The sequence below is a fragment of the Tsuneonella rigui genome (genome assembly GCF_003958625.1).
GTDB classification, from domain to species: domain Bacteria; phylum Pseudomonadota; class Alphaproteobacteria; order Sphingomonadales; family Sphingomonadaceae; genus Tsuneonella; species Tsuneonella rigui.
This window is the reverse complement of sequence record NZ_RSEL01000029.1, coordinates 126,675-144,900: the sequence shown is the minus strand read 5'-3', so window position 1 is coordinate 144,900 and position 18,226 is coordinate 126,675. Positions and strand designations below refer to the sequence as shown.

The following is an 18,226-nucleotide window of genomic DNA, read 5'->3' as shown; positions in this document are numbered from 1 at the left end:
CTCAACCGGTAGGCGGCAACTCTCCGCTATACCCCAGTCCCCGCAGTTCCTCCGCGCGGCCCTGTGCGACTAGCTCGGCGACCGTGTCGGGCGTGCCGAGGCGGGCGAGGGCGTCGGGGGTCCAGAGCTCTTCCTCGCCTTGCGGTTCGGGCGGCGCGGGGTGCTTGCTCGACGCCCGGCGCGGCGTGGCGAGACCCGCGAGGAGCGCGCCTCCGAAGACCAGCGCGGCGAGCGGCCAGAACCCCATGCCGGCATCCTATTCCCCGCTTGCGCGCTTGCGCAATGTTGCAATCGCATGACCCTTCGCTAAGCCGCGCGCACCGATTCCCCCCGCCGAGGATGAGCGCCCAATGAAGATCATGTCCGGCAACGCCAACCTGCCATTGGCGCGCGCCATCGCGGGCTATCTCGAGCTGCCGCTGACCGACGCCAGCGTGCGTCGTTTCGCCGACGAGGAGATCTTCGTCGAGATCCACGAGAACGTCCGCGGCGAGGACGTGTTCGTGGTCCAGTCGACCGGCTTTCCCGCCAACGACAACCTGATGGAACTGCTCATCTGCATCGACGCGCTGCGGCGCGCGTCGGCCAAGCGGATCACCGCGGTGGTGCCATACTTCGGCTATGCCCGGCAGGACCGGAAGCCCGGCCCGCGCACCCCGATCTCGGCCAAGCTGGTCGCTAACCTGATTACCCAGGCCGGCGCCGACCGGGTGCTGGCGGTCGATCTCCACGCGGGGCAGATCCAGGGCTTCTTCGACATTCCGACCGACAACCTGTTCGCCGCCCCGGTGATGGCGGCCGATATCCAGGCGCGGTACGGCGGGCGGGACCTGATGGTCGTCTCCCCCGATGTCGGCGGCGTGGTGCGCGCCCGGGCGCTCGCCAAGCGGCTCGACAACGCGCCGCTCGCGATCGTCGACAAGCGCCGCGACCGGCCGGGCGAGAGCGAGGTGATGAACATCATCGGCGAGGTAAAGGGTCGCCACTGCATCATGATCGACGACATCGTCGATTCGGGCGGCACGCTGTGCAACGCGGCGCAGGCGCTGCTCGACGGCGGGGCAACTTCTGTGACCGCATACATCACCCACGGTGTGCTGTCGGGCGGCGCGGTGGCGCGGGTCAACGAATCCGCGCTGGAAGAACTGGTGATCACCGATTCCATCCGCGCGACCGACGCGGCGGCGGACAGCAAGCGCATCCGCTACCTCACCATCGCCCCGCTGATCGGCGAGGCGGTGCGGCGGATCGCCGATGAGAGCAGCGTCAGTTCGCTGTTCGACTGAGTGTCGCTGACTGACGACATCGCGCTCGCCAACCGCCTGGCGGACGCCGCGGGTGAGGCGATCCGGCCGTATTGGCGCGGCGCGATCGGGCTCGAGACCAAGGGCGATGCCTCGCCGGTCACGCTCGCCGACCGCGCCGCGGAGGAGGCGATGCGGCGGATTCTCACGGCAGAGGCCTCGCGCGACGGCATCCAGGGCGAGGAGTTCGGCATCGAGCGCGAGGGCGCGCGGCGGCGGTGGGTGCTCGATCCAATCGACGGCACCACCAGCTTCGTCGCCGGGCGGCCGATCTTCGGCACGCTGATCGCGCTGCTGTCGGATGGCTTTCCCATCCTTGGCGTGATCGACCAGCCGATCCTCGGCGAACGCTGGGTCGGCGCGACCGGGCGCAGGACCACCTTCAACGGCGCCGAAGTGCGCACCCGCCCCTGCCGTGAGCTGTCCGAGGCTCTGCTCGCGACCACCAGCCCTGGCGCGTTCTCCGACCATGCGGCGGAGCACTTCATGGCGCTGGCGCAGAAGACCGCGCACCGGCGGATGATCTGGGGTGGGGACTGCTACAACTACGGCCTCGTCGCGAGCGGGCAGATCGATCTGGTGTGCGAGGACAGCCTCAAGCTGCACGACTTCGCCGCCCTGGTGCCGGTGGTCGAGGGCGCGGGCGGGACGATGGCCGACTGGAACGGCGAGCCGCTCCACGCGGGGAGCGAGGGCCACGTTATCGCCCTCGGCGATCCGGCGCGGCTGGAGGACGTCGTCGAGGCGCTCGCCTGCGGGCATTGACGCGTTAGGCTAATCCTAAGCCGCGTGCGCTAGGACGCGCGAATGGCGACCAGCGCCCTTCAACCGCCGGGTTTGGCCCGCTTCTCATGGGCGCGCCTGCTGACGCTCGCGCCGGGCGCGGTGGTGCTGGCGGTGTCGCTGATCGAGCTGCTGCTCGCCGACCGCAAGTTCGGGCTGTTCACCGGCGGCTTCGGCATGAGCCGCGCGGTCGATACCCCGGCGGAGCGGGCGATCTTCCTGGCCGGCTATGCGAGCGCGCAGGCGCTGCTCGGGCTCGCCGGGTGGGCGCTGGCGTTGCGGCTCACGCGCGGCCGGCCCGGTTGGGCACCGGTGTTCGTTTTCGCGCTCGTCAACGGTGCGCTGTTCCTCGGCGTGCTGGCGGCGCAGTACCAGCTCGCTTCGTACTTCAGCGATGCGATGAGCTTCGCGCTGCTCAAGCAGCTCGGCGGAGGCAGCCTGCTCGACGCGATCTTGTTCGGAATGAGCGAGCTCGGTGTCGCGCTGCTGGCGGTGGTCGGGCTGGCAGTCGCTGCGGCGATCGGCTGGCGCATCCTTGTGCGGGTCCTGCCCCGCGACCTGCCGCGCCCGCCCGCGCCCGGATGGAGGGCTTGGCTCGCAGTCGGCGGGGCGTTCCTCCTCCTCGCCTTCGCCATTCCGCGCACCGGCAGCGATGCGGCGTATGGCCTCAACCGCACGCTGGCGTGGGACGCGCTTAGCCGGACGCTCGATCTTGCGACCGACTTTGATCGGGACGGCTACGGCTTGTTCGGAGTGCAGCATGATAGCGCGCCCTTCGATGCGGCCCGGCACCCGCTCGCGCTGGATATTCCGGGCAACGGAATTGACGAAGACGGATATGGCGGCGACCTCAAGCTGGTGCCGTTGGCCACGCCGCTCGGCCCGCAAGTGTTCACCGGCAAGCGGCCCAACGTGGTCGTGGTGGTGTTCGAATCGACCCGCGGCGATGTCCTCGGCCAGCGGATTAATGGCAAGCCCGTCGCGCCCAACCTCGAGGCGCTGGCGGCGGCCGGCAGCGCTGTCCGGCCCGCCTACAGTCACGTCGGCTTCACCACCGAGAGCCTCAAGTCGCTGTTTTCGGGCCAGCTCGCCCCGCGCGACGGCGACCCCTCGCTGCTGCGCGACCTCAAGGCCAGCGGCTACCGCATCGGCATATTCTCCGGCCAGCCGGAGGACTTCGGCGGCATCTCGCGGACCGTCGGCGAGCGCGAGACGGCAGATGTCTACGTCGACGCCGAAACCTTGCGCGACAAGCGCGCGTTCGACTTCGCCGCGCAAGGCAGCCTGCTGGTCGACGAGAGCCACCTGCTCGCCGCGTTCGATCGCACGCTCGGCATGGAGGATTGGCGCACGCGACCGCACTTCGCCTATTTCAACTTCCAGTCGGCGCACTTTCCGTACGACCATCCCGGCGTCGCCCACCGCGTCACCAATCATCCGCTCCCTCGCGGTGAGATCGATGCGGCCAACGCGGCGCAGGTGCGCGAGACGTATTGGAACGCGGTCGCGAATGCCGACCATTGGCTCGGCGAACTGGTCGCGCGCCTCAAGGCCAAGGGTGTGTGGGACGATACCATCCTAATCGTCTCCGGCGACCACGGCGAGGAGCTGTTCGAGGGCGGCTTCCTCGGCCACGGGCACGTGATCAACCCGCAGCAGTTTGAGACCCTGCTGGTGGCGAGCCGCCCCGGCATGCTCCCGGCGGGCCCGATCGGCCTGTCGGACTACCGGGCGATCCTCGAGGCCGCGATCCGGGGCCAGGCGCCGCCGAAGATCATGGTGCCGCCTTTCATGCACATCGGCGCGCTCGACACGCCCACCGCAATCGGGCTCGCGGGTGCGGGCGGCGCGCTCACCAGTCTGCGGCTCGACACGGGCGAGGCGTGCTTCCTCGACCTCCACCGCTGCGCCCCATACGGCTCGCTTGGCGGAGCCGACAAGGCCCGGGCAGACGCGGTGGTCGCCCGCTGGGGTTCCGAGCGCTGGCGCGACCGGCAGCGGGCCCGCTAAGGCTTGCCTTTCGCGCGCCTCTCGCCTAGGGGCGCCCCCTTCACCGACACGTGATTCACAGTCGGCCTGGCTAACTAGGGCTGCCAGGGCTGACTGATGCGTGTCCCCGAAAGGAGACGAAAATGCCCAAGCTGAAGACCAAGAGCGGCGTGAAGAAGCGCTTCAAGCTCACTGCCACCGGCAAGGTCAAGCATGGTGTCGCCGGCAAGCGCCACCGCCTGATCAGCCACAATGCCAAGTACATCCGCCAGAACCGCGGCACTGACGTGATCTCCGACGCCGATGCGAAGGTGATCAAGAAGTGGGCCCCGTACGGGCTGGCCTGAGGAGTACTGACAGATGGCACGTATCAAACGCGGCACGACCACTCGTGCCAAGCACAAGCGGATCCTCGACCAGGCCAAGGGCTATCGCGGCCGCCGCAAGAACACCATTCGCGTCGCCCGCCAGGCGGTCGAGAAGGCCGGGCAGTACGCCTACCGCGACCGCAAGGTGAAGAAGCGCAGCTTCCGCGCGCTGTGGATCCAGCGGATCAACGCCGCGGTCCGCGCCGAAGGGCTCACCTACTCGCAGTTCATGCACGGCGTGAAGCTGTCGGGCATCGAGCTCGACCGCAAGGTGATGGCCGACCTGGCGATGAACGAAGGCGGCGCCTTCACCGCGATCATCGCGCAGGCCAAGGCCGCGCTGCCGGCGTAAGCCTGAGCTGAGCGAACGAACAGGGGCGCCGCGGGCTTGGGCTCGCGGCGCCCTTTTCGTTTGCGCGCTTGACGCGCGCCGGTCGGCCGCTACTGTCCAAAACATACAAGAAGTCCTTCGGGTCGCTCGCTCTCCCGCAAAAGGACACTGATCTCGCCGATGACGGTCGAGCCGCGCATTGCCGTCCGCTTCTTTCGGCTATCCGAGCCGCTGGAGCCCTATTTCACGGCGCTCTATCTGACCGAGATCGAGTGCGGCGACGGGCTGGTCGACGACTACCTGCACCCGGAATGGGCCGCGCTTCGCTTTACCGAAGGGCCGCCGCCGATCGCCAGCGTCGGCCCGGGCGAGATGGTGCGCCAGTGGCCGTTCGTGGCGGGCGGGCCGACCAGCAAGTCGATCCATTTCGGCGTGCGCACCTCGCGCGTCTGGGGCCTTGGGTTGCAGCCGGCCGGCTGGGCCAAGTTCGCTGCGGGCGATGCGGCGGCGCTCGCCAACCGCACGGTCGATGGTAGCACCGATCCTTGCTTTGCGCTGTTCGCCGGGATCCTGCCGCAGATCGAGGCGTGCGGCGGCACGATCGACGACAAGGCGGCGCTGATCGACGCACACCTGATGCGTCACGCGGGCCGCCCGGTCTCGCGCGAGAGCGAGATCGTCGCCTGCCAGGAAGCCCTGCGCGATCCGCAGATGGGCGAGGTGGCCGCGCTGCAAGAAGAGCTCGGCATGTCGGTCAAGGCGCTCGAGCGGCTATGCCGGCGCTATTTCGGGTTCACCCCCAAGGTGCTGCTGCGCCGTCAGCGGTTCCTGCGCAGCCTCGCGCAATACATGCTCGATCCCTCATTGAGCTGGATCGGCGCGCTCGACGGGCAGTATCACGACCAGGCGCAGTTCGTGCGCGAATTTCGCGCGTTCATGGGTCTGAACCCGTCCGAGTACGCACGGTTGCCGCACCCGATCCTGAATCCGATCATGCGCCAGCGGATGGCCGATCAGGGCGCTGCGGCACCGCTCGATCTGCCGACCGTCGCGCGGTATCGGGAGAGGGTTGCAATCAAGCCAAGCACGGGATAGTGTCGCGTTTATACAAGTGATGGGCCGAAAAGAGCCCTTCGGGTAGCGACATCGCCTGGGCCTGATGCCGGACGTGACATGCGCGCCCGATTGCCGGGGGGCACGACCTTGCGATGACGCACGATTGCCGGATCGACGTGCGCTTCTTTGCGCCCCCTCCCGAATTCGCCGACTGCCTGACGAGTGTCTATCGCTTGGAGTTGACCGTTGATGACGGCGGCCGCGCGGAGGACTGGTTGCAGCCCGAGTGGGGCAACTTGCGAATCTTCTCGGGCAACCTGCCGTCCGCCCAGGTCGCCGGCGGCGAGCTGGTCGACGACGCCCGCTTTACCGTCACCGGCCCGAGCGCGCTGGCGACCCGGTTCGAGCTCGGCGCGACGCGGATGTGGGGCATCGGCCTGCTGCCGCTCGGCTGGGCGCGCCTGGTGCGGCGGCCGGCATCGCAGTACGCCAACCTGCTCGCCGACGCCGAGCGGCATCCCGATTTCGCGCGCTTCGGCGGATTGACCGGGGTGTTCTCAGGCGCGCCCGACGACGAAGCCGAATATGCGCGGGTCGTCGCAGTGCTGCGCTCGCTCGATGCGCCCGTGCGCGATTGCGAGCGCATCCGCGCGGTCCACGCGGCGATGGTAGAACTCGGGCTCGCGAGCGTCGAGGAGTTCGCGCACCGCGCGGGCCTGTCGGTGCGCGCGCTGGAGCGAATCTGCCGCCGCCACTTCGGTTTTCCGCCCAAGTTGCTACTCCGCCGCCAACGCTTCATGCGCAGCTTGGCGGCCTGGATGCTCGGCGGAATGGGCCGGTGGTCGCCCGCGATCGACGAGCTCTACACCGACCAGGCGCACTTCAACCGCGATTTCCACGCCTTCATGGGCATGGGGCCGAGCGACTACGCCGCGCTGCCGCACCCGATCCTGTCGGCCTTCATGGCCCAGCGGGCCAAGACCTGGGGCTCGCCCGCGCAGACGCTCGACCGGCCCGGCAGCCACCCGGCGGCGCCATCCGCCGGGGCCGCCGCGCCGCTTACTTGAGGTCTTCGACCGAAACCCAGCCGGTCGTCCCGAAATTATCCTTCACCTCGACGAACAGCCCTTCGCGCTTGCCGGTCGGGTTGAGCTCGGTGCCCGCCCGCACCGCGCGGACCGCGGCGGAGGTCTTGCTGGCCGACGCGAAGATGTTGGTATCGACCGCCACCGTTGCGCCCGGCGTCGCGGCCGCCAGGGTCATGGCCGGGGCCGTTTCGAGCGCGGACTTCTGCGCCACCAGCTGGTTGAAGGCGAGGATGAACGCCTCGGCCAGCATCTGTCCGTCCTTGCTCGACTGGTAGCCCGAGGCGCCTGCCGCGGTAGTCGCCCAGCCGCCGCCCCAGGTGAGGCTGCTCTTCTTGACGGTGCCGGTGCCCGAAGCGAGCGCCTGTCCGGTGGCGGGACTGACCACGCGCAAGCCGGCGGCCACGGTCTTCTTCTTGCCGCCGAACGCGCTGAACATGCCGAGCGCCGCGCCGGCGAACGGCACCCCGCCCGCCATCCGCGCGGCGGCGCCCGAGCGCACCAGCGCCTCGGTCGCGACGGTCTTGCCGAGCGAAACGCTCTTGTCGACTTCCTCCTGGCTGCCCGCGACCGCGGTGACCAGGAAGCGCGCCGGCGCGCGCATGTCGCTGTGCGCGGTAAAGCAGCCCGACTGGGTCGCCAGTGCGTTGATCAGCTCGCGCGGGGAGCCGAGACCGTACTGGGTCCATCCGGCGAGGTCGCCGTCGACCAGCGCGATGGTGCCGAGGCTCTGCTCGCAGGTGACCAGCGTCGGTGCGGCGGCCTTATTGGCCGAGACGGCCGGTGCGGCCGGAAGCGCGAGCGCGGCGACGGCCGCCCCGGCGAGAAGCTTGCGTGCAATCATGTTGGTATCCCCCCTGCGATGCGGCCAGCCCGGCGGATGCATCGCCGCCAGGTCCGAACGCCTCAGACTTACCGAACGCTTCCAGGTCGATCTTGGATGAACGCGCCACGCCTGGTCGGCTTCGAAAAGGAGGTCACCTGTATGGCGGCGACTTCTCGACCACTTGACCCTCCGCCGCGAGCGACCCCATAGTCAAGGGCCGGAGCGAAAGGGCGCGGGGGTGGAGTGGATTTCTGGGCACCGCAACGCGGCGGTCTCTCTCGGTTATGTGCTGCCATCGGATGCGCTGCGGCCATACATCACCACGTATTACCTGACCGAGATCGCCGCCGGGGCGGACCCGGTGGTCGACATGCTGCATCCCGAAGGGGGCAACATCCGAATAGCGCTCGATGGGTCGATGGCAGGCTCGATCGGGCCGGGCGAACTCAAGCCCATGCCCGATTTCGCGGGCATTGGCCCGACCAGCATGGGTGCCCCGTTTGCGCTTGCGCCGGGGCGTTACTGGGGTATCGGGCTGCTCCCGCTCGGCTGGGCCCGCTTCGTAGATACGCCCGCGGCCGCCCGCGCCGATACCATTGCCGATGCGCTGCGCGATGACGCTTACGCCCCCTTCCGTCCCCTTCACGCGCGCCTCGCCGCCGTCGCGGGCGACCTCCAGGCGGAGATGGCCGCCATCGATGCGCACATGCTCGGCTTGCTGGCGCAGCGGGCGGCGTCGGACGAAGAGCGCATCGCGGCCGCGCACACGGCGCTGATCGACCCCGCGGTCAATGCCGTCGGGCAATTGACCGAACGGCTGGGCATCAGCACCCGTTCGCTGGAACGGATAGCCGCGGCGGTGTTCGGGTTCACGCCCAAACTGTTGCTGCAACGCCAGCGCTTCCTGCGCAGCCTCGCGCAATTCATGCTCGACCCCTCGCTCGCCTGGCTCGATACGCTCGACTGGCAGTATTACGACCAGGCCCACTTCATTCGCGATTTCCGCCGCTTCATGGGCACCACGCCGAGCGCCTATGCGCGCGAGCCGCACCCGATCATGCTCGCAGCCGCTCATGTCCGGTCGCGTACGGCGGGCAAGGCGATGCAGGTTCTGCATGACCCCGCCGACGACGCAGCGGCCCCGGACCCATTGCGATGACGCCGCCTCGCCCCTAGGGGCGTGCTCGCAATGAATACGACCGTATACGACGATAGATTGGCCGAGGCGCTGGCCGCGATCGACGCAGCGGCAGATGCCGAGGCGCTGGAGGCGCAGCGCATCGCCGCGCTCGGCAAGCAGGGCTGGGTCAGCGCCGCGCTGAAGACATTGGGCGGCATGTCGCCCGAGGAACGGCAGGAGCAGGGCCCGCGCATCCAGGGCGTGCGCGCCGCGGTGAGCGAGGCGATCGATCGGCGCAAGGCGGCTCTCGACAGCGCGGCGCTTGAGGAGCAGCTGGCGAGCGAGGTGCTCGACCTGACGCTGCCCGCGCCGGCGGCGCCGAAGGGTTCGATCCACCCGGTGAGCCAGGTGATGGACGAGCTGGCCGAGATCTTCGCCGATATGGGCTTCTCGGTCGCCACCGGGCCCGAGATCGAGGACGACTGGCACAACTTCACCGCGCTCAACATGCCCGAAAGCCACCCGGCGCGGGCGATGCACGACACGTTCTATTTCCCGCAGGAAGAGGGCGCACAAGAGGTTCAACCTCGCCGGATGTTGCTCAGGACGCACACTTCGCCGGTGCAGATCCGCTCGATGGTCGAGCATGGCGCCCCGCTGCGCATCATCGCGCCGGGCCGGGTCTATCGCTCGGACTCCGACGCCACCCACACGCCGATGTTTCATCAGGTCGAAGGGCTGGTGATCGACGAGGGCATTCATTTGGGCCATCTCAAGTGGACGCTGGAGACCTTCCTCAAGGCGTTCTTCGAGCGCGACGACATCGTGCTTCGGTTGCGGCCGAGCTACTTCCCGTTCACCGAGCCGAGCGTCGAGGTCGACGTGGGCTGGCAGGATGTCGGCGGCAGGCGGGTGCTCGGCGGCAACGGCGACGATGTGGGACACGGGTGGATGGAGCTGCTCGGCTCGGGCATGGTCAACCGGCGAGTGATCGAATTCGCCGGGCTCGATCCCGACAAGTGGCAGGGCTTCGCGTTCGGGGTCGGCGTCGATCGGCTGGCGATGCTCAAGTACGGGATGGACGATTTGCGCGCGTTCTTCGACGGCGACGGGCGCTGGCTGGCGCACTACGGCTTTTCGGCGTTCGACGTGCCGACGCTGTCGGGCGGCGTGGGAGCTAAGCTGTGAAGTTCTCGCTCGAATGGCTGAAGGCGTTCCTCGACACCGAGGCGAGCGCGGCGGAGATTTCCGCCAAGCTCAACGCGATCGGGCTCGAGGTCGAAGGGCTCGAGGACCCGGCGGACAAGCTCGCGGGCTTCCGCGTCGCCGAAGTGCTGACCGCCGCGCCGCATCCGCAGGCCGACAAGCTGCAGGTGCTCACCGTCAGCACCGGCGAGGGCGAGCCGCTGCAGGTAGTGTGCGGCGCGCCCAACGCGCGCGCGGGAATGAAAGGCGTGCTCGGCCTGCCCGGCGCGGTGGTGCCGGCCAACGGGATGGAGCTGCGCAAGTCTGCCATCCGCGGGGTCGAGAGCAACGGCATGATGTGCTCGGTCCGCGAGCTGCAGCTGGGCGACGAGCACGACGGGATCATCGAGCTGCCCGCCGACGCCCCGGTCGGCACCGACTTCGCCAGCTACCAGAACGCCAGCCCGGTGTTCGACGTCGCGATCACCCCCAACCGGCCCGACTGCATGGGGGTCGAGGGCATCGCCCGCGATCTCGCCGCCGCCGGGATGGGCACGTTCAAGCCGTGGCGCGCCGAGGCCGTGGCCGGCGAGTTCCCCTGCCCGACCGAGATCCGCACCGACGATCCCGCAGGCTGCCCCGCGTTCTACGGCCGGGTGATCCGCGGCGTCACCAACGGCGCCTCGCCCCCGTGGATGCAGGCGCGCCTCATCAGCGCCGGCCAGCGCCCGATCAGCGCGCTGGTCGACATCACCAACTACCTCAGCCTCGGCTTCGGCCGCCCGGCGCACGTCTATGATCTCGCCAAGCTCAGCGGCGCGCTGGTCGCGCGGCGTGCGCGGGACGGCGAGATGGTCGAGGCGCTCAACGGCAAGACCTACACGCTCGACAGCTCGATGACGGTGATCGCCGACGACCGCGAGGTGCACGACATCGGCGGCATCATGGGCGGCGAGCACTCCTCGGTCACGCCCGCGACCACCGACGTGCTGGTCGAGATCGCCTACTTCGATCCGGAGCGCATCGGCGCAACCGGCCGCAAGCTCGGCATCGCCAGCGACGCGCGCACGCGGTTCGAGCGCGGGGTCGATCCGGCCTTCCTCGATGCCGGCATCGACCTCATCACCGACCTGATCGTGCGCACTTGCGGCGGCACCCCGAGCTCGGTGGTCAAGGCTGGCCAGCCGCCCGCCGGGGTCAAGAAGATCCGCTTCGACACGATGATGACGCGCGATCTCGGCGGCGTCAGCCTGCCGCCCGACGCGCAGAAGGATATCCTTGAACGGCTGGGCTTCCACTCGTTCGACGAAGATGACCGCGGGCTGGTGGTGATGGTGCCGACCTGGCGCCCCGACATCGACGGGCCCGCCGACCTGGTCGAGGAAGTGGTACGCATCCACGGCCTCGACGCGGTGCCCTCGACCCCGCTGCCGCGCGCCGACGGGGTCGCCCGCCCGACCGCCACTCCCGAACAGGCGCGTGAGCGCAAGGTGCGCCGCGTCGCTGCCGCCGCGGGGCTGAACGAGGCGATCACCTGGTCGTTCATTTCCGAGGCCGACGCGGCAGCGGTCGGCGGGGGCGCCTGGACGCTCGAGAACCCGATCAGCGAAGAGCTCAAGGTCATGCGCCCGTCGCTGTTCCCCGGGTTGCTCAAGGCAGTCCGCCGCAACCTCGATCGCGGCGCCGACAGCCTGCGCCTGTTCGAGATCGGTCGCCGCTACACCAGCGACGGCGAGCTACCGACCCTGGTCGCGGTGCTCGCCGGCCATCTCACGGAGCGCAACTGGCGGACGGGCAAGCCGCAGCCGTTCGATGCATTCGATGCCAAGGCGCTGTGCCTGGAGCTGCTCGCCGCCGCGGGAGCGCCGGTTGCCAACCTGCAGGTGATGGGCGACGCGGGGCCACTCTGGCATCCGGGCCGCTCGGCCACGCTGCGCCTTGGGCCCAAGACGATCCTGGGACGCTTCGGGATTGTCCACCCGACGCTCCTGCGGGCATTCGACGTGACCGTGCCGGTCGCGGCGTGTTCGGTCTATTTCGACGCGATCCCGCCGAAGAAGAACGCCACGTTCGTCCGACCCGCCTACAGCCCCCCGGCGCTGCAAGCGGTAACGCGCGACTTCGCGTTCCTCGTCGATGCCGCGCTCCCGGCCAACGACCTGGTGCGCACCGTCAAGGGCGCGGACAAGGTCAACGTGATGGCGGCGCGGGTGTTCGACGATTTCCGCGGGCAGGGCATTCCCGAGGGCAAGAAGTCGCTCGCGATCGAGGTGGTGCTGCAACCCGCCGACAAGACTTACACCGAGGCCGACCTCAAGGGCATCGCCGACAAGATCGTCGCCGCCGCCGCCAAGCTGGGAGCCGAGCTCAGGGGATGAAGACCGCTTTCGTCACGGGCGCTACCGCGGGCATCGGCCAGGCCACCGTGCGTGCGCTGGTCGCGAGCGGATGGCGCTGTGTCGCCACCGGCCGGCGCAAGGAGCGGCTCGATGCGCTGGTGGCGGAGCTGGGCGCAGATAGGGTCCATCCGGCGGTGTTCGATGTGCGCGACACTGAGGCGCTCGATGCCGCGCTCGCGGCGCTGCCCGGAGGCTTTCGCGAGATCGACCTGCTGGTGAACAACGCCGGGCTCGCGCAGGGACTTTCGAACGCGCAGGATGCCGATCTCGCCAACTGGCAGACGATGATCGACACCAACGTCACTGCGATGGTGACGGTGACGCGCAAGCTGCTGCCCGGCCTCATCGAGCGCAAGGGCGCGATCATCGCCATCGGCTCGGTCGCGGGGAATTACATCTACCCCGGCGGCAACGTCTATGCCGGGAGCAAGGCGTTCGCGAACCACTTCACGCTGGCGCTGCGTGCCGACCTCCACGGCACCGGGGTGCGGGTGACCAGCATCGAGCCGGGCATGGTCGAGACCGAGTTCACCGTCGTGCGCACCGGCAGCCAGGAGGCGTCGGACCAGCTCTACGCCGGGGTCAATCCGATGACCGCCGAGGACATCGCGATGACCATCCGCTGGATCGCCGAGCTGCCGCCGCACCTCAACATCAACCGGCTGGAACTGATGCCGGTCAACCAAGACTTCGCCGGGTTCCGGGTGGCGCGCGAACACCACTAACAAAGGTCGTCATCCCCGCGAAAGCGGGGACCCATCTCCTGCTGTTTCACCAAGTGGCGAGCGCGGGAGATGGGCCCCCGCTTTCGCGGGGGTGACGGAAGGAAAAGATGACCACTGTAAGCAACCGCCGCACCTTCGCGATCATTTCGCACCCCGACGCGGGCAAGACCACGCTGACCGAAAAGCTGCTGTTGCAGGGCGGCGCGATTCACCTCGCGGGCGAGGTCAAGGCGCGCGGGGCTGCGCGGCGGGCGCGATCGGACTGGATGAAGATCGAGCAGCAGCGCGGCATCTCGGTGACCAGCAGCGTGATGACGTTCCAGAAGGACGGCACCGTCTTCAACCTGCTCGACACGCCGGGGCACGAGGACTTCAGCGAGGACACCTACCGCACGCTGACCGCGGTCGACTCGGCGATCATGGTGATCGACGCGGCCAAGGGCATCGAGCCACAGACGCGCAAGCTGTTCGAGGTGTGCCGCCTGCGCAACGTGCCGATCATCACCTTCGTCAACAAGGTCGATCGCGAGGGGCGCTCGCTGTTCGAGATCCTCGACGAGGTGGCCGATGCGCTGGCGCTCGACGTCTCGCCGCAGTCGGCGCCGCTCGGGATGGGCGGGCTGTTCACCGGGGTGCTCGACTTCGCCGATGACACGGTGGCGAAGCCCGAGGGGGATAGCCGGGAGTATCTGGGTAAGCGCGAGCCGGTCGGTGATCTGCCGGACGAGCTCGCCGAAGAGATCGAACTGGTGCGCGAAGGCTATCCGCAGTTCGACCTCGAGGCCTACCGCCACGGCGACCTGACCCCGGTGTTCTTCGGCAGTGCGCTCAAGAACTTCGGGGTCGAGGAGCTGATCCGCGCGCTTACCGAATGGGCCCCGCCCCCGCGCCCGCAGCCCGCCGGCGAAGAGCAGATCGCGCCGACCCGCGACGAGGTGACCGGGTTCGTGTTCAAGGTGCAGGCGAACATGGACCCGCAGCACCGCGACCGGATCGCGTTCATGCGGATGGTCTCGGGCACTTTCAAACGCGGCATGAAGCTGACGCCGTCGGGCCTCGGCAAGCCGATCGCGGTGCACTCGCCGATCCTGTTTTTCGCGCAGGATCGCGAGATCGCCGATACTGCCGAAGCGGGCGACATCATCGGCATTCCCAACCACGGCACGCTACGAGTGGGCGACACCCTCTCGGAGAAGAACGACGTTCGCTTCACCGGCCTGCCCAACTTCGCGCCCGAAATCCTGCGCCGCGTGGTGCTGCGCGATCCGACCAAGACCAAGCAGCTTCGCAAGGCGCTCGACGACCTCTCCGAAGAAGGCGTGATCCAGGTGTTCTACCCCGAGATCGGCGCGCAGTGGATCGTCGGGGTGGTCGGCCAGCTCCAGCTCGACGTGCTCGTCTCGCGCCTGGAGGCGGAATACAAGGTCGAGGCGGTGCTGGAGCCTTCGCCCTTCGCGACGGCGCGGTGGGTCAAGGGCGGCGATGCGGCGATGAAGACCTTCACCGACTTCAACCGCGCCAACCTCGCCAAGGACCGCGACGGGGACCCGGTGTTCATGGCGAAATCGCCGTGGGATGTCGGATACCAGCAGGAAAAGAACCCCGAGCTGGCGTTCTCGGCGACGAAGGAGCGCTGAATCCACCCCTCGTCGGCCCGGACTTGATCCGGGCCAGTGCTGCCTTTCAGGCGCGGCGCTGGAAGAAAGCACCACCCCGGATCAAGTCCGGGGTGACGGTGGAGTTAGGCGGGGAAACGCAGCTCGGCGCTCAGCCCGCCCTCGGGCCGGTTCGCCAGCACGAGCCGCCCGCCGTGCGCTTCGGCGATCGCGCGGGCGAGCGTAAGGCCGAGGCCCGCGCCGCCGGTCTCGCGGTTGCGGCTCGCCTCGCCGCGGGTGAAGGGCTCGGTCATGTCGCTCAGGTGCTCGGCGGGGATGCCGGGGCCGTTGTCGGTCACCCGCAGCACCGCCTCGCTGCCATCGCGCAGCACCTCGACCGCCGCATCCCCACCGTAGCGGACCGCGTTGGAGACAAGGTTGCGCAGCGCACGCTTGGCCCAGGTCACATGGACCCGCGCGACCACGCGCGGGCCTTCGGCGAGCTCGACTGGATCGCCCATGTCCTCGAATTCCTCGACCACCGAGGCGGCGAGGGCGGCGAGCTCGGTGCGTTCGGGCGGCTCGGTCGCGCGGCCGACGCGGGCGAGCGAAAGGATATCGTCGAGGGTGCGGGTGATGTCCTCGATCCCGGCCGCCATCCGGCCGCGCTCGGCATCGTCCTCGACCGATTCGATCCGCACCCGCAGCGCGGCGAGCGGCGTCTTGAGGTCGTGCCCGATCGCGCCAAGCATCACGTCCTTCTCGTCGATCATTCCCGCGATGCGCGCCTCCATCCGCCCCTGGGCCTCGATCAGACGGCGCACGTCCTCAGGCCCCTCGGGGGCGAGCTGGCCGTCGGTGCTCTGGGTGCGGGCGAAGGTCTCGACCCGCTTGGTCAGCGCCGCGAGAGGGCCGGTGATGCGCCGCAGGATCAACCACATCGCGAGCAGCAGGACCGCGAACAGCACCGCGGTCTGTACCAGAAGCCCGCGCATCGCCGCCCGCTCGCGCGGGGGTGAGAGCGCGCGTGCGGTGAGCCAGGTGCCGTCGGGCCGCGGAACGCTGGCGAGCATCACCCGCGCGCCGGTCAACGCTGCGCCCTGGCCCACCGGGCGCCCGTTGGCGAGGCGCTGGAGGATACGTGGATCGCCGAGTGCGGGGCGGCTGATCACGCGGACTTCCTGCGCCTCGGCTAATCCTTCCTCGCGGAGCACCTTGGCCAGCGCGACAGTCAACCGCGGCTCCGTGCGGTCGCCGGGGAGCGCGCGCAGGACCGGACTCACCTCGACCCGCATGCGGCGGCCGCTGCGTGGACCCGGCCTCTGGTCTTGAGAGCCGTTAGCGGCGGCGATGAGCTGGACCGCGAGGCTGCCGACCATGCGCTGCTCACGCCTGTCCTCGCTGGCGCGGAACAGGAGATGGGCGGAAATCGCCTGGGCGACCAGCAATGCGGCGGCCACGCTCAGCAGGACCTGCCCGAGCAGGCTCCTGGGCCAGAACCTCATGGGGCGGCGACGCGCCGAACGTCGGCGGCGAAGCGATAGCCGCCGCCGCGCACGGTCTGGATGAAGTGCGGGTTGCGGCTGTCGGCTTCGATTTTGCGCCTGAGGCGGCTGATCTGGTTGTCGACCGCGCGGTCGAACAGGTGCGCCTCGCGGCCCTGGACGAGGTCGAGCAGGCGGTCGCGGTCGACCACCTGGCGCGGCCGGTCGAGGAAGGCGGTGAGGAGGCGGAACTCGGCGGTCGAGATCGGCACCGTGGTGCCTTCGGGATCGGTCAGGCGGCGCTTCAGCGGATCGAGCCGCCAGCCTTCGAATTCGTACAGCGCGTCGTCCTCGGGCGCGGGCGCGGGACGCGCGGCGCGGCGCAGGACCGAGCGGATGCGCGCGACCAGTTCGCGCGGCTCGAACGGCTTCACCACGTAGTCGTCGGCGCCGATCTCCAGCCCGACGATGCGGTCGGTCGGCTCGCCCTTGGCGGTGAGGAGGATGGTCGGGACGCTCTTGCTTTCGACTAGGTGGCGGCACAGCGATAGGCCGTCCTCGCCCGGCATCATTACGTCGAGCAGGACGAGGTCGGGCGTCGCCTCGAGCAAGGCGGTCCGCGCAGCGGCCGCGCTCGCCGCCTCGCGCACGACGAACCCCTGGCGCGTGAGATACGCGGCCAGGGGTTCGCGAAGCGTGGCTTCGTCATCGACCAACAGGATGCGAGTGGCTTCAGTCTCGGTCACGGCTTCGTCTCGTGCCCGGTCCGGAGCGCGCCCGCAAGCGCGCCCCGTCTGGGGTGAGCTTAGTTGCTCTGGGCAGGAGCCGCGGCGCGACGCGCCTGCCACTTCGCCTTCATGGCGTCGCGGGCGGCCTTGCGCTCAGCCTGGGTCACGGTGCCGTTCTTGTCGGCATCGGCCGCGTCGAACATCTTGAGCGCGCCGGCGGTGAATTCCGCCTGGCTCACCGCGCCGTCGTTGTTGGTGTCGGCGAGCTTGGCCATACCCATGCCGCCGCGCATGCCCTGGCCGCCACGCATACCGTGATGGCCGCCCATGCGGGCTCGCGGCATGTCCGCGCCGCCCATCCCGTGACGGCCGGCCTGGACTCCTTCCCGGCGTTCACCGCGCTTGGCGGCGAATTCGTCGCGGCTGATCGAGCCGTTGTGATCGGCGTCGATGCGGTCGAACATCTTGGCCTGGCGCGCGGCGCGGTCGGCGGTGTCGAGCTTGCCGTCGCCGTTGGCGTCCATCTTGGCGAAATGCTCGGCGGCCATGGTCTGCGCCTGCGCGCGCGTCATGTCGGCCTGCACATGGCCGGCGATTTGGGGAGCGGCAACGGCCACGCCCGCGGTCGCGAGCACGGCAGCGCCGATCGAAAGGGTCAATTTACGCATGTCACGAACTCTCCAAGGAAACGAGAAGAGCTGCGGAGGCCGGGGGCAAGGGGGAGGAGAAACCCGCCGGCGCCTCGCAACTCATGTTCGCTGGTATAAGCGCGCGATGTCGCACGCTTATACCGGATCGCAGGAGAATTGTCGCGAGATGTAACGCGGCGCGGCGGGCGTTCACCCCGCTGCAAGCCGCCGCCTTACTCGCCGGCCGGCATCACGAAGGCATTGAGCTTGTTACCGTCGAGATCGCGGAAGTAGGCGGCATAGAAACCGCCGCCACGATCGCCCGGGGCGCCTTCGTCGGTGCCGCCATTGGCAAGCGCGATGTCGTAGAGCCGCTGGACCTGCGCCTGGTCCTTCGCCGCCAGCGCAACCATCACGCCGTTGCCGACACAGGCCGCGTTGCCGTCGAACGGCTTGGTCAGGCCGATCCCCGCGCCGCCGCCGGGTTCGCCCCAGGCGATGAAGGTCTCGTACTCCATCATTCGGCCGATGCCGAGCTCGGCCGCCAGCGCATCGTAGAACGGCGCGGCCTTGGCGAGGTCGTTGGTCCCGAGGGTTACATATCCGATCATTCAAAGTG

At 69.1% G+C, this 18,226-nt stretch carries 18 protein-coding genes; 12 read left to right on the top strand and 6 right to left on the bottom strand.

The features are described from left to right. Nucleotide 1 precedes the first annotated feature (1 nt). On the bottom strand, nt 2-247 hold the full coding sequence (locus ELY12_RS13910) for a hypothetical protein (protein WP_126177314.1): 246 nt from the start codon (nt 245-247) through the stop codon (nt 2-4). Between the two features lie 103 nt (nt 248-350). On the opposite strand from ELY12_RS13910, the gene ELY12_RS13905 reads away from it, so the two are divergent. From ELY12_RS13905 to ELY12_RS13875, 7 genes are all read left to right on the top strand, one after another. Then, on the top strand, nt 351-1,286 hold the full coding sequence (locus ELY12_RS13905) for a ribose-phosphate pyrophosphokinase (RefSeq protein WP_126177313.1): 936 nt from the start codon (nt 351-353) through the stop codon (nt 1,284-1,286). Further along, nucleotides 1,287-2,069 (top strand): inositol monophosphatase family protein, encoded by a 783-nt coding sequence (locus ELY12_RS13900; RefSeq protein ID WP_126177312.1) that lies wholly within the window; start codon nt 1,287-1,289, stop codon nt 2,067-2,069. A gap of 42 nt (nt 2,070-2,111) precedes the next feature. Next, nucleotides 2,112-4,097, top strand: a complete 1,986-nt coding sequence (locus tag ELY12_RS13895; protein WP_126177311.1) for a sulfatase-like hydrolase/transferase — start codon at nt 2,112-2,114, stop codon at nt 4,095-4,097. 122 nt (nt 4,098-4,219) lie between these two features. Further along, a complete protein-coding gene (gene rpmI, locus ELY12_RS13890) occupies nt 4,220-4,423 on the top strand; it encodes a 50S ribosomal protein L35 (protein WP_126177310.1) in 204 nt (67 codons plus the stop codon). A 13-nt stretch (nt 4,424-4,436) separates the two neighbouring features. Continuing rightward, entirely contained in the window at nt 4,437-4,796 is a 360-nt protein-coding gene (gene rplT / locus ELY12_RS13885; protein ID WP_126177309.1) for a 50S ribosomal protein L20, read from the top strand. A 159-nt stretch (nt 4,797-4,955) separates the two neighbouring features. Further along, the gene (locus ELY12_RS13880) at nt 4,956-5,870 is read left to right on the top strand and encodes an AraC family transcriptional regulator (protein ID WP_126177308.1); all 915 of its coding nucleotides are present in this window, start codon (nt 4,956-4,958) and stop codon (nt 5,868-5,870) included. Nucleotides 5,871-5,983: 113 nt separating this feature from the next. Further along, complete coding sequence (locus ELY12_RS13875; protein ID WP_126177307.1) at nt 5,984-6,898, top strand: helix-turn-helix domain-containing protein; 915 nt, start codon at nt 5,984-5,986, stop codon at nt 6,896-6,898. Here ELY12_RS13875 and ELY12_RS13870 read toward each other — a convergent pair. Continuing rightward, on the bottom strand, nt 6,891-7,760 hold the full coding sequence (locus ELY12_RS13870; RefSeq protein ID WP_126177306.1) for an SH3 domain-containing protein: 870 nt from the start codon (nt 7,758-7,760) through the stop codon (nt 6,891-6,893). The two genes, ELY12_RS13875 and ELY12_RS13870, sit on opposite strands and share 8 nt — an antisense overlap. A 220-nt stretch (nt 7,761-7,980) precedes the next feature. On the opposite strand from ELY12_RS13870, the gene ELY12_RS13865 reads away from it, so the two are divergent. From ELY12_RS13865 to ELY12_RS13845, 5 genes are all read left to right on the top strand, one after another. Further along, nucleotides 7,981-8,901 (top strand): helix-turn-helix domain-containing protein, encoded by a 921-nt coding sequence (locus ELY12_RS13865; RefSeq protein WP_241229888.1) that lies wholly within the window; start codon nt 7,981-7,983, stop codon nt 8,899-8,901. A gap of 30 nt (nt 8,902-8,931) precedes the next feature. After that, a complete protein-coding gene (pheS, locus tag ELY12_RS13860; protein WP_126177305.1) occupies nt 8,932-10,050 on the top strand; it encodes a phenylalanine--tRNA ligase subunit alpha in 1,119 nt (372 codons plus the stop codon). Further along, nucleotides 10,047-12,425 (top strand): phenylalanine--tRNA ligase subunit beta, encoded by a 2,379-nt coding sequence (pheT, locus tag ELY12_RS13855; RefSeq protein ID WP_126177304.1) that lies wholly within the window; start codon nt 10,047-10,049, stop codon nt 12,423-12,425. The genes pheS and pheT overlap by 4 nt, the downstream gene beginning before the upstream one ends. After that, nucleotides 12,422-13,171 carry an SDR family NAD(P)-dependent oxidoreductase gene (locus ELY12_RS13850; protein WP_126177303.1) on the top strand — a complete coding sequence of 250 codons (750 nt, stop codon included), beginning with the start codon at nt 12,422-12,424 and terminating at the stop codon, nt 13,169-13,171. The genes pheT and ELY12_RS13850 overlap by 4 nt, the downstream gene beginning before the upstream one ends. A 107-nt stretch (nt 13,172-13,278) precedes the next feature. Beyond that, a complete protein-coding gene (locus ELY12_RS13845; RefSeq protein WP_126177302.1) occupies nt 13,279-14,808 on the top strand; it encodes a peptide chain release factor 3 in 1,530 nt (509 codons plus the stop codon). Between the two features lie 104 nt (nt 14,809-14,912). On the opposite strand, the gene ELY12_RS13840 is transcribed toward ELY12_RS13845, so the two are convergent. From ELY12_RS13840 to ELY12_RS13825, 4 genes are all read right to left on the bottom strand, one after another. Continuing rightward, the gene (locus ELY12_RS13840; RefSeq protein WP_126177301.1) at nt 14,913-16,271 is read right to left on the bottom strand and encodes a sensor histidine kinase; all 1,359 of its coding nucleotides are present in this window, start codon (nt 16,269-16,271) and stop codon (nt 14,913-14,915) included. Continuing rightward, entirely contained in the window at nt 16,268-16,996 is a 729-nt protein-coding gene (locus tag ELY12_RS13835) for a response regulator (protein WP_126177300.1), read from the bottom strand. The genes ELY12_RS13840 and ELY12_RS13835 overlap by 4 nt, the downstream gene beginning before the upstream one ends. Before the next feature lie 59 nt (nt 16,997-17,055). Beyond that, on the bottom strand, nt 17,056-17,646 hold the full coding sequence (locus tag ELY12_RS13830) for an EF-hand domain-containing protein (RefSeq protein ID WP_126177299.1): 591 nt from the start codon (nt 17,644-17,646) through the stop codon (nt 17,056-17,058). Nucleotides 17,647-17,840: 194 nt separating this feature from the next. Then, complete coding sequence (locus ELY12_RS13825) at nt 17,841-18,218, bottom strand: VOC family protein (RefSeq protein ID WP_126177298.1); 378 nt, start codon at nt 18,216-18,218, stop codon at nt 17,841-17,843. Between the last annotated feature and the right edge of the window lie 8 nt (nt 18,219-18,226).

Coding starts and splice junctions, on each gene's coding strand:
- ELY12_RS13910 (WP_126177314.1), bottom strand. CDS start 247: ATGGGGTTCTGGCCGCTCGCCGCGCTGGTCTTCGGAGGCGCGCTCCTC.
- ELY12_RS13905 (WP_126177313.1), top strand. CDS start 351: ATGAAGATCATGTCCGGCAACGCCAACCTGCCATTGGCGCGCGCCATC.
- ELY12_RS13895 (WP_126177311.1), top strand. CDS start 2,112: ATGGCGACCAGCGCCCTTCAACCGCCGGGTTTGGCCCGCTTCTCATGG.
- rpmI (WP_126177310.1), top strand. CDS start 4,220: ATGCCCAAGCTGAAGACCAAGAGCGGCGTGAAGAAGCGCTTCAAGCTC.
- rplT (WP_126177309.1), top strand. CDS start 4,437: ATGGCACGTATCAAACGCGGCACGACCACTCGTGCCAAGCACAAGCGG.
- ELY12_RS13880 (WP_126177308.1), top strand. CDS start 4,956: ATGACGGTCGAGCCGCGCATTGCCGTCCGCTTCTTTCGGCTATCCGAG.
- ELY12_RS13875 (WP_126177307.1), top strand. CDS start 5,984: ATGACGCACGATTGCCGGATCGACGTGCGCTTCTTTGCGCCCCCTCCC.
- ELY12_RS13870 (WP_126177306.1), bottom strand. CDS start 7,760: ATGATTGCACGCAAGCTTCTCGCCGGGGCGGCCGTCGCCGCGCTCGCG.
- pheS (WP_126177305.1), top strand. CDS start 8,932: ATGAATACGACCGTATACGACGATAGATTGGCCGAGGCGCTGGCCGCG.
- ELY12_RS13850 (WP_126177303.1), top strand. CDS start 12,422: ATGAAGACCGCTTTCGTCACGGGCGCTACCGCGGGCATCGGCCAGGCC.
- ELY12_RS13845 (WP_126177302.1), top strand. CDS start 13,279: ATGACCACTGTAAGCAACCGCCGCACCTTCGCGATCATTTCGCACCCC.
- ELY12_RS13840 (WP_126177301.1), bottom strand. CDS start 16,271: ATGAGGTTCTGGCCCAGGAGCCTGCTCGGGCAGGTCCTGCTGAGCGTG.
- ELY12_RS13830 (WP_126177299.1), bottom strand. CDS start 17,646: ATGCGTAAATTGACCCTTTCGATCGGCGCTGCCGTGCTCGCGACCGCG.
- ELY12_RS13825 (WP_126177298.1), bottom strand. CDS start 18,218: ATGATCGGATATGTAACCCTCGGGACCAACGACCTCGCCAAGGCCGCG.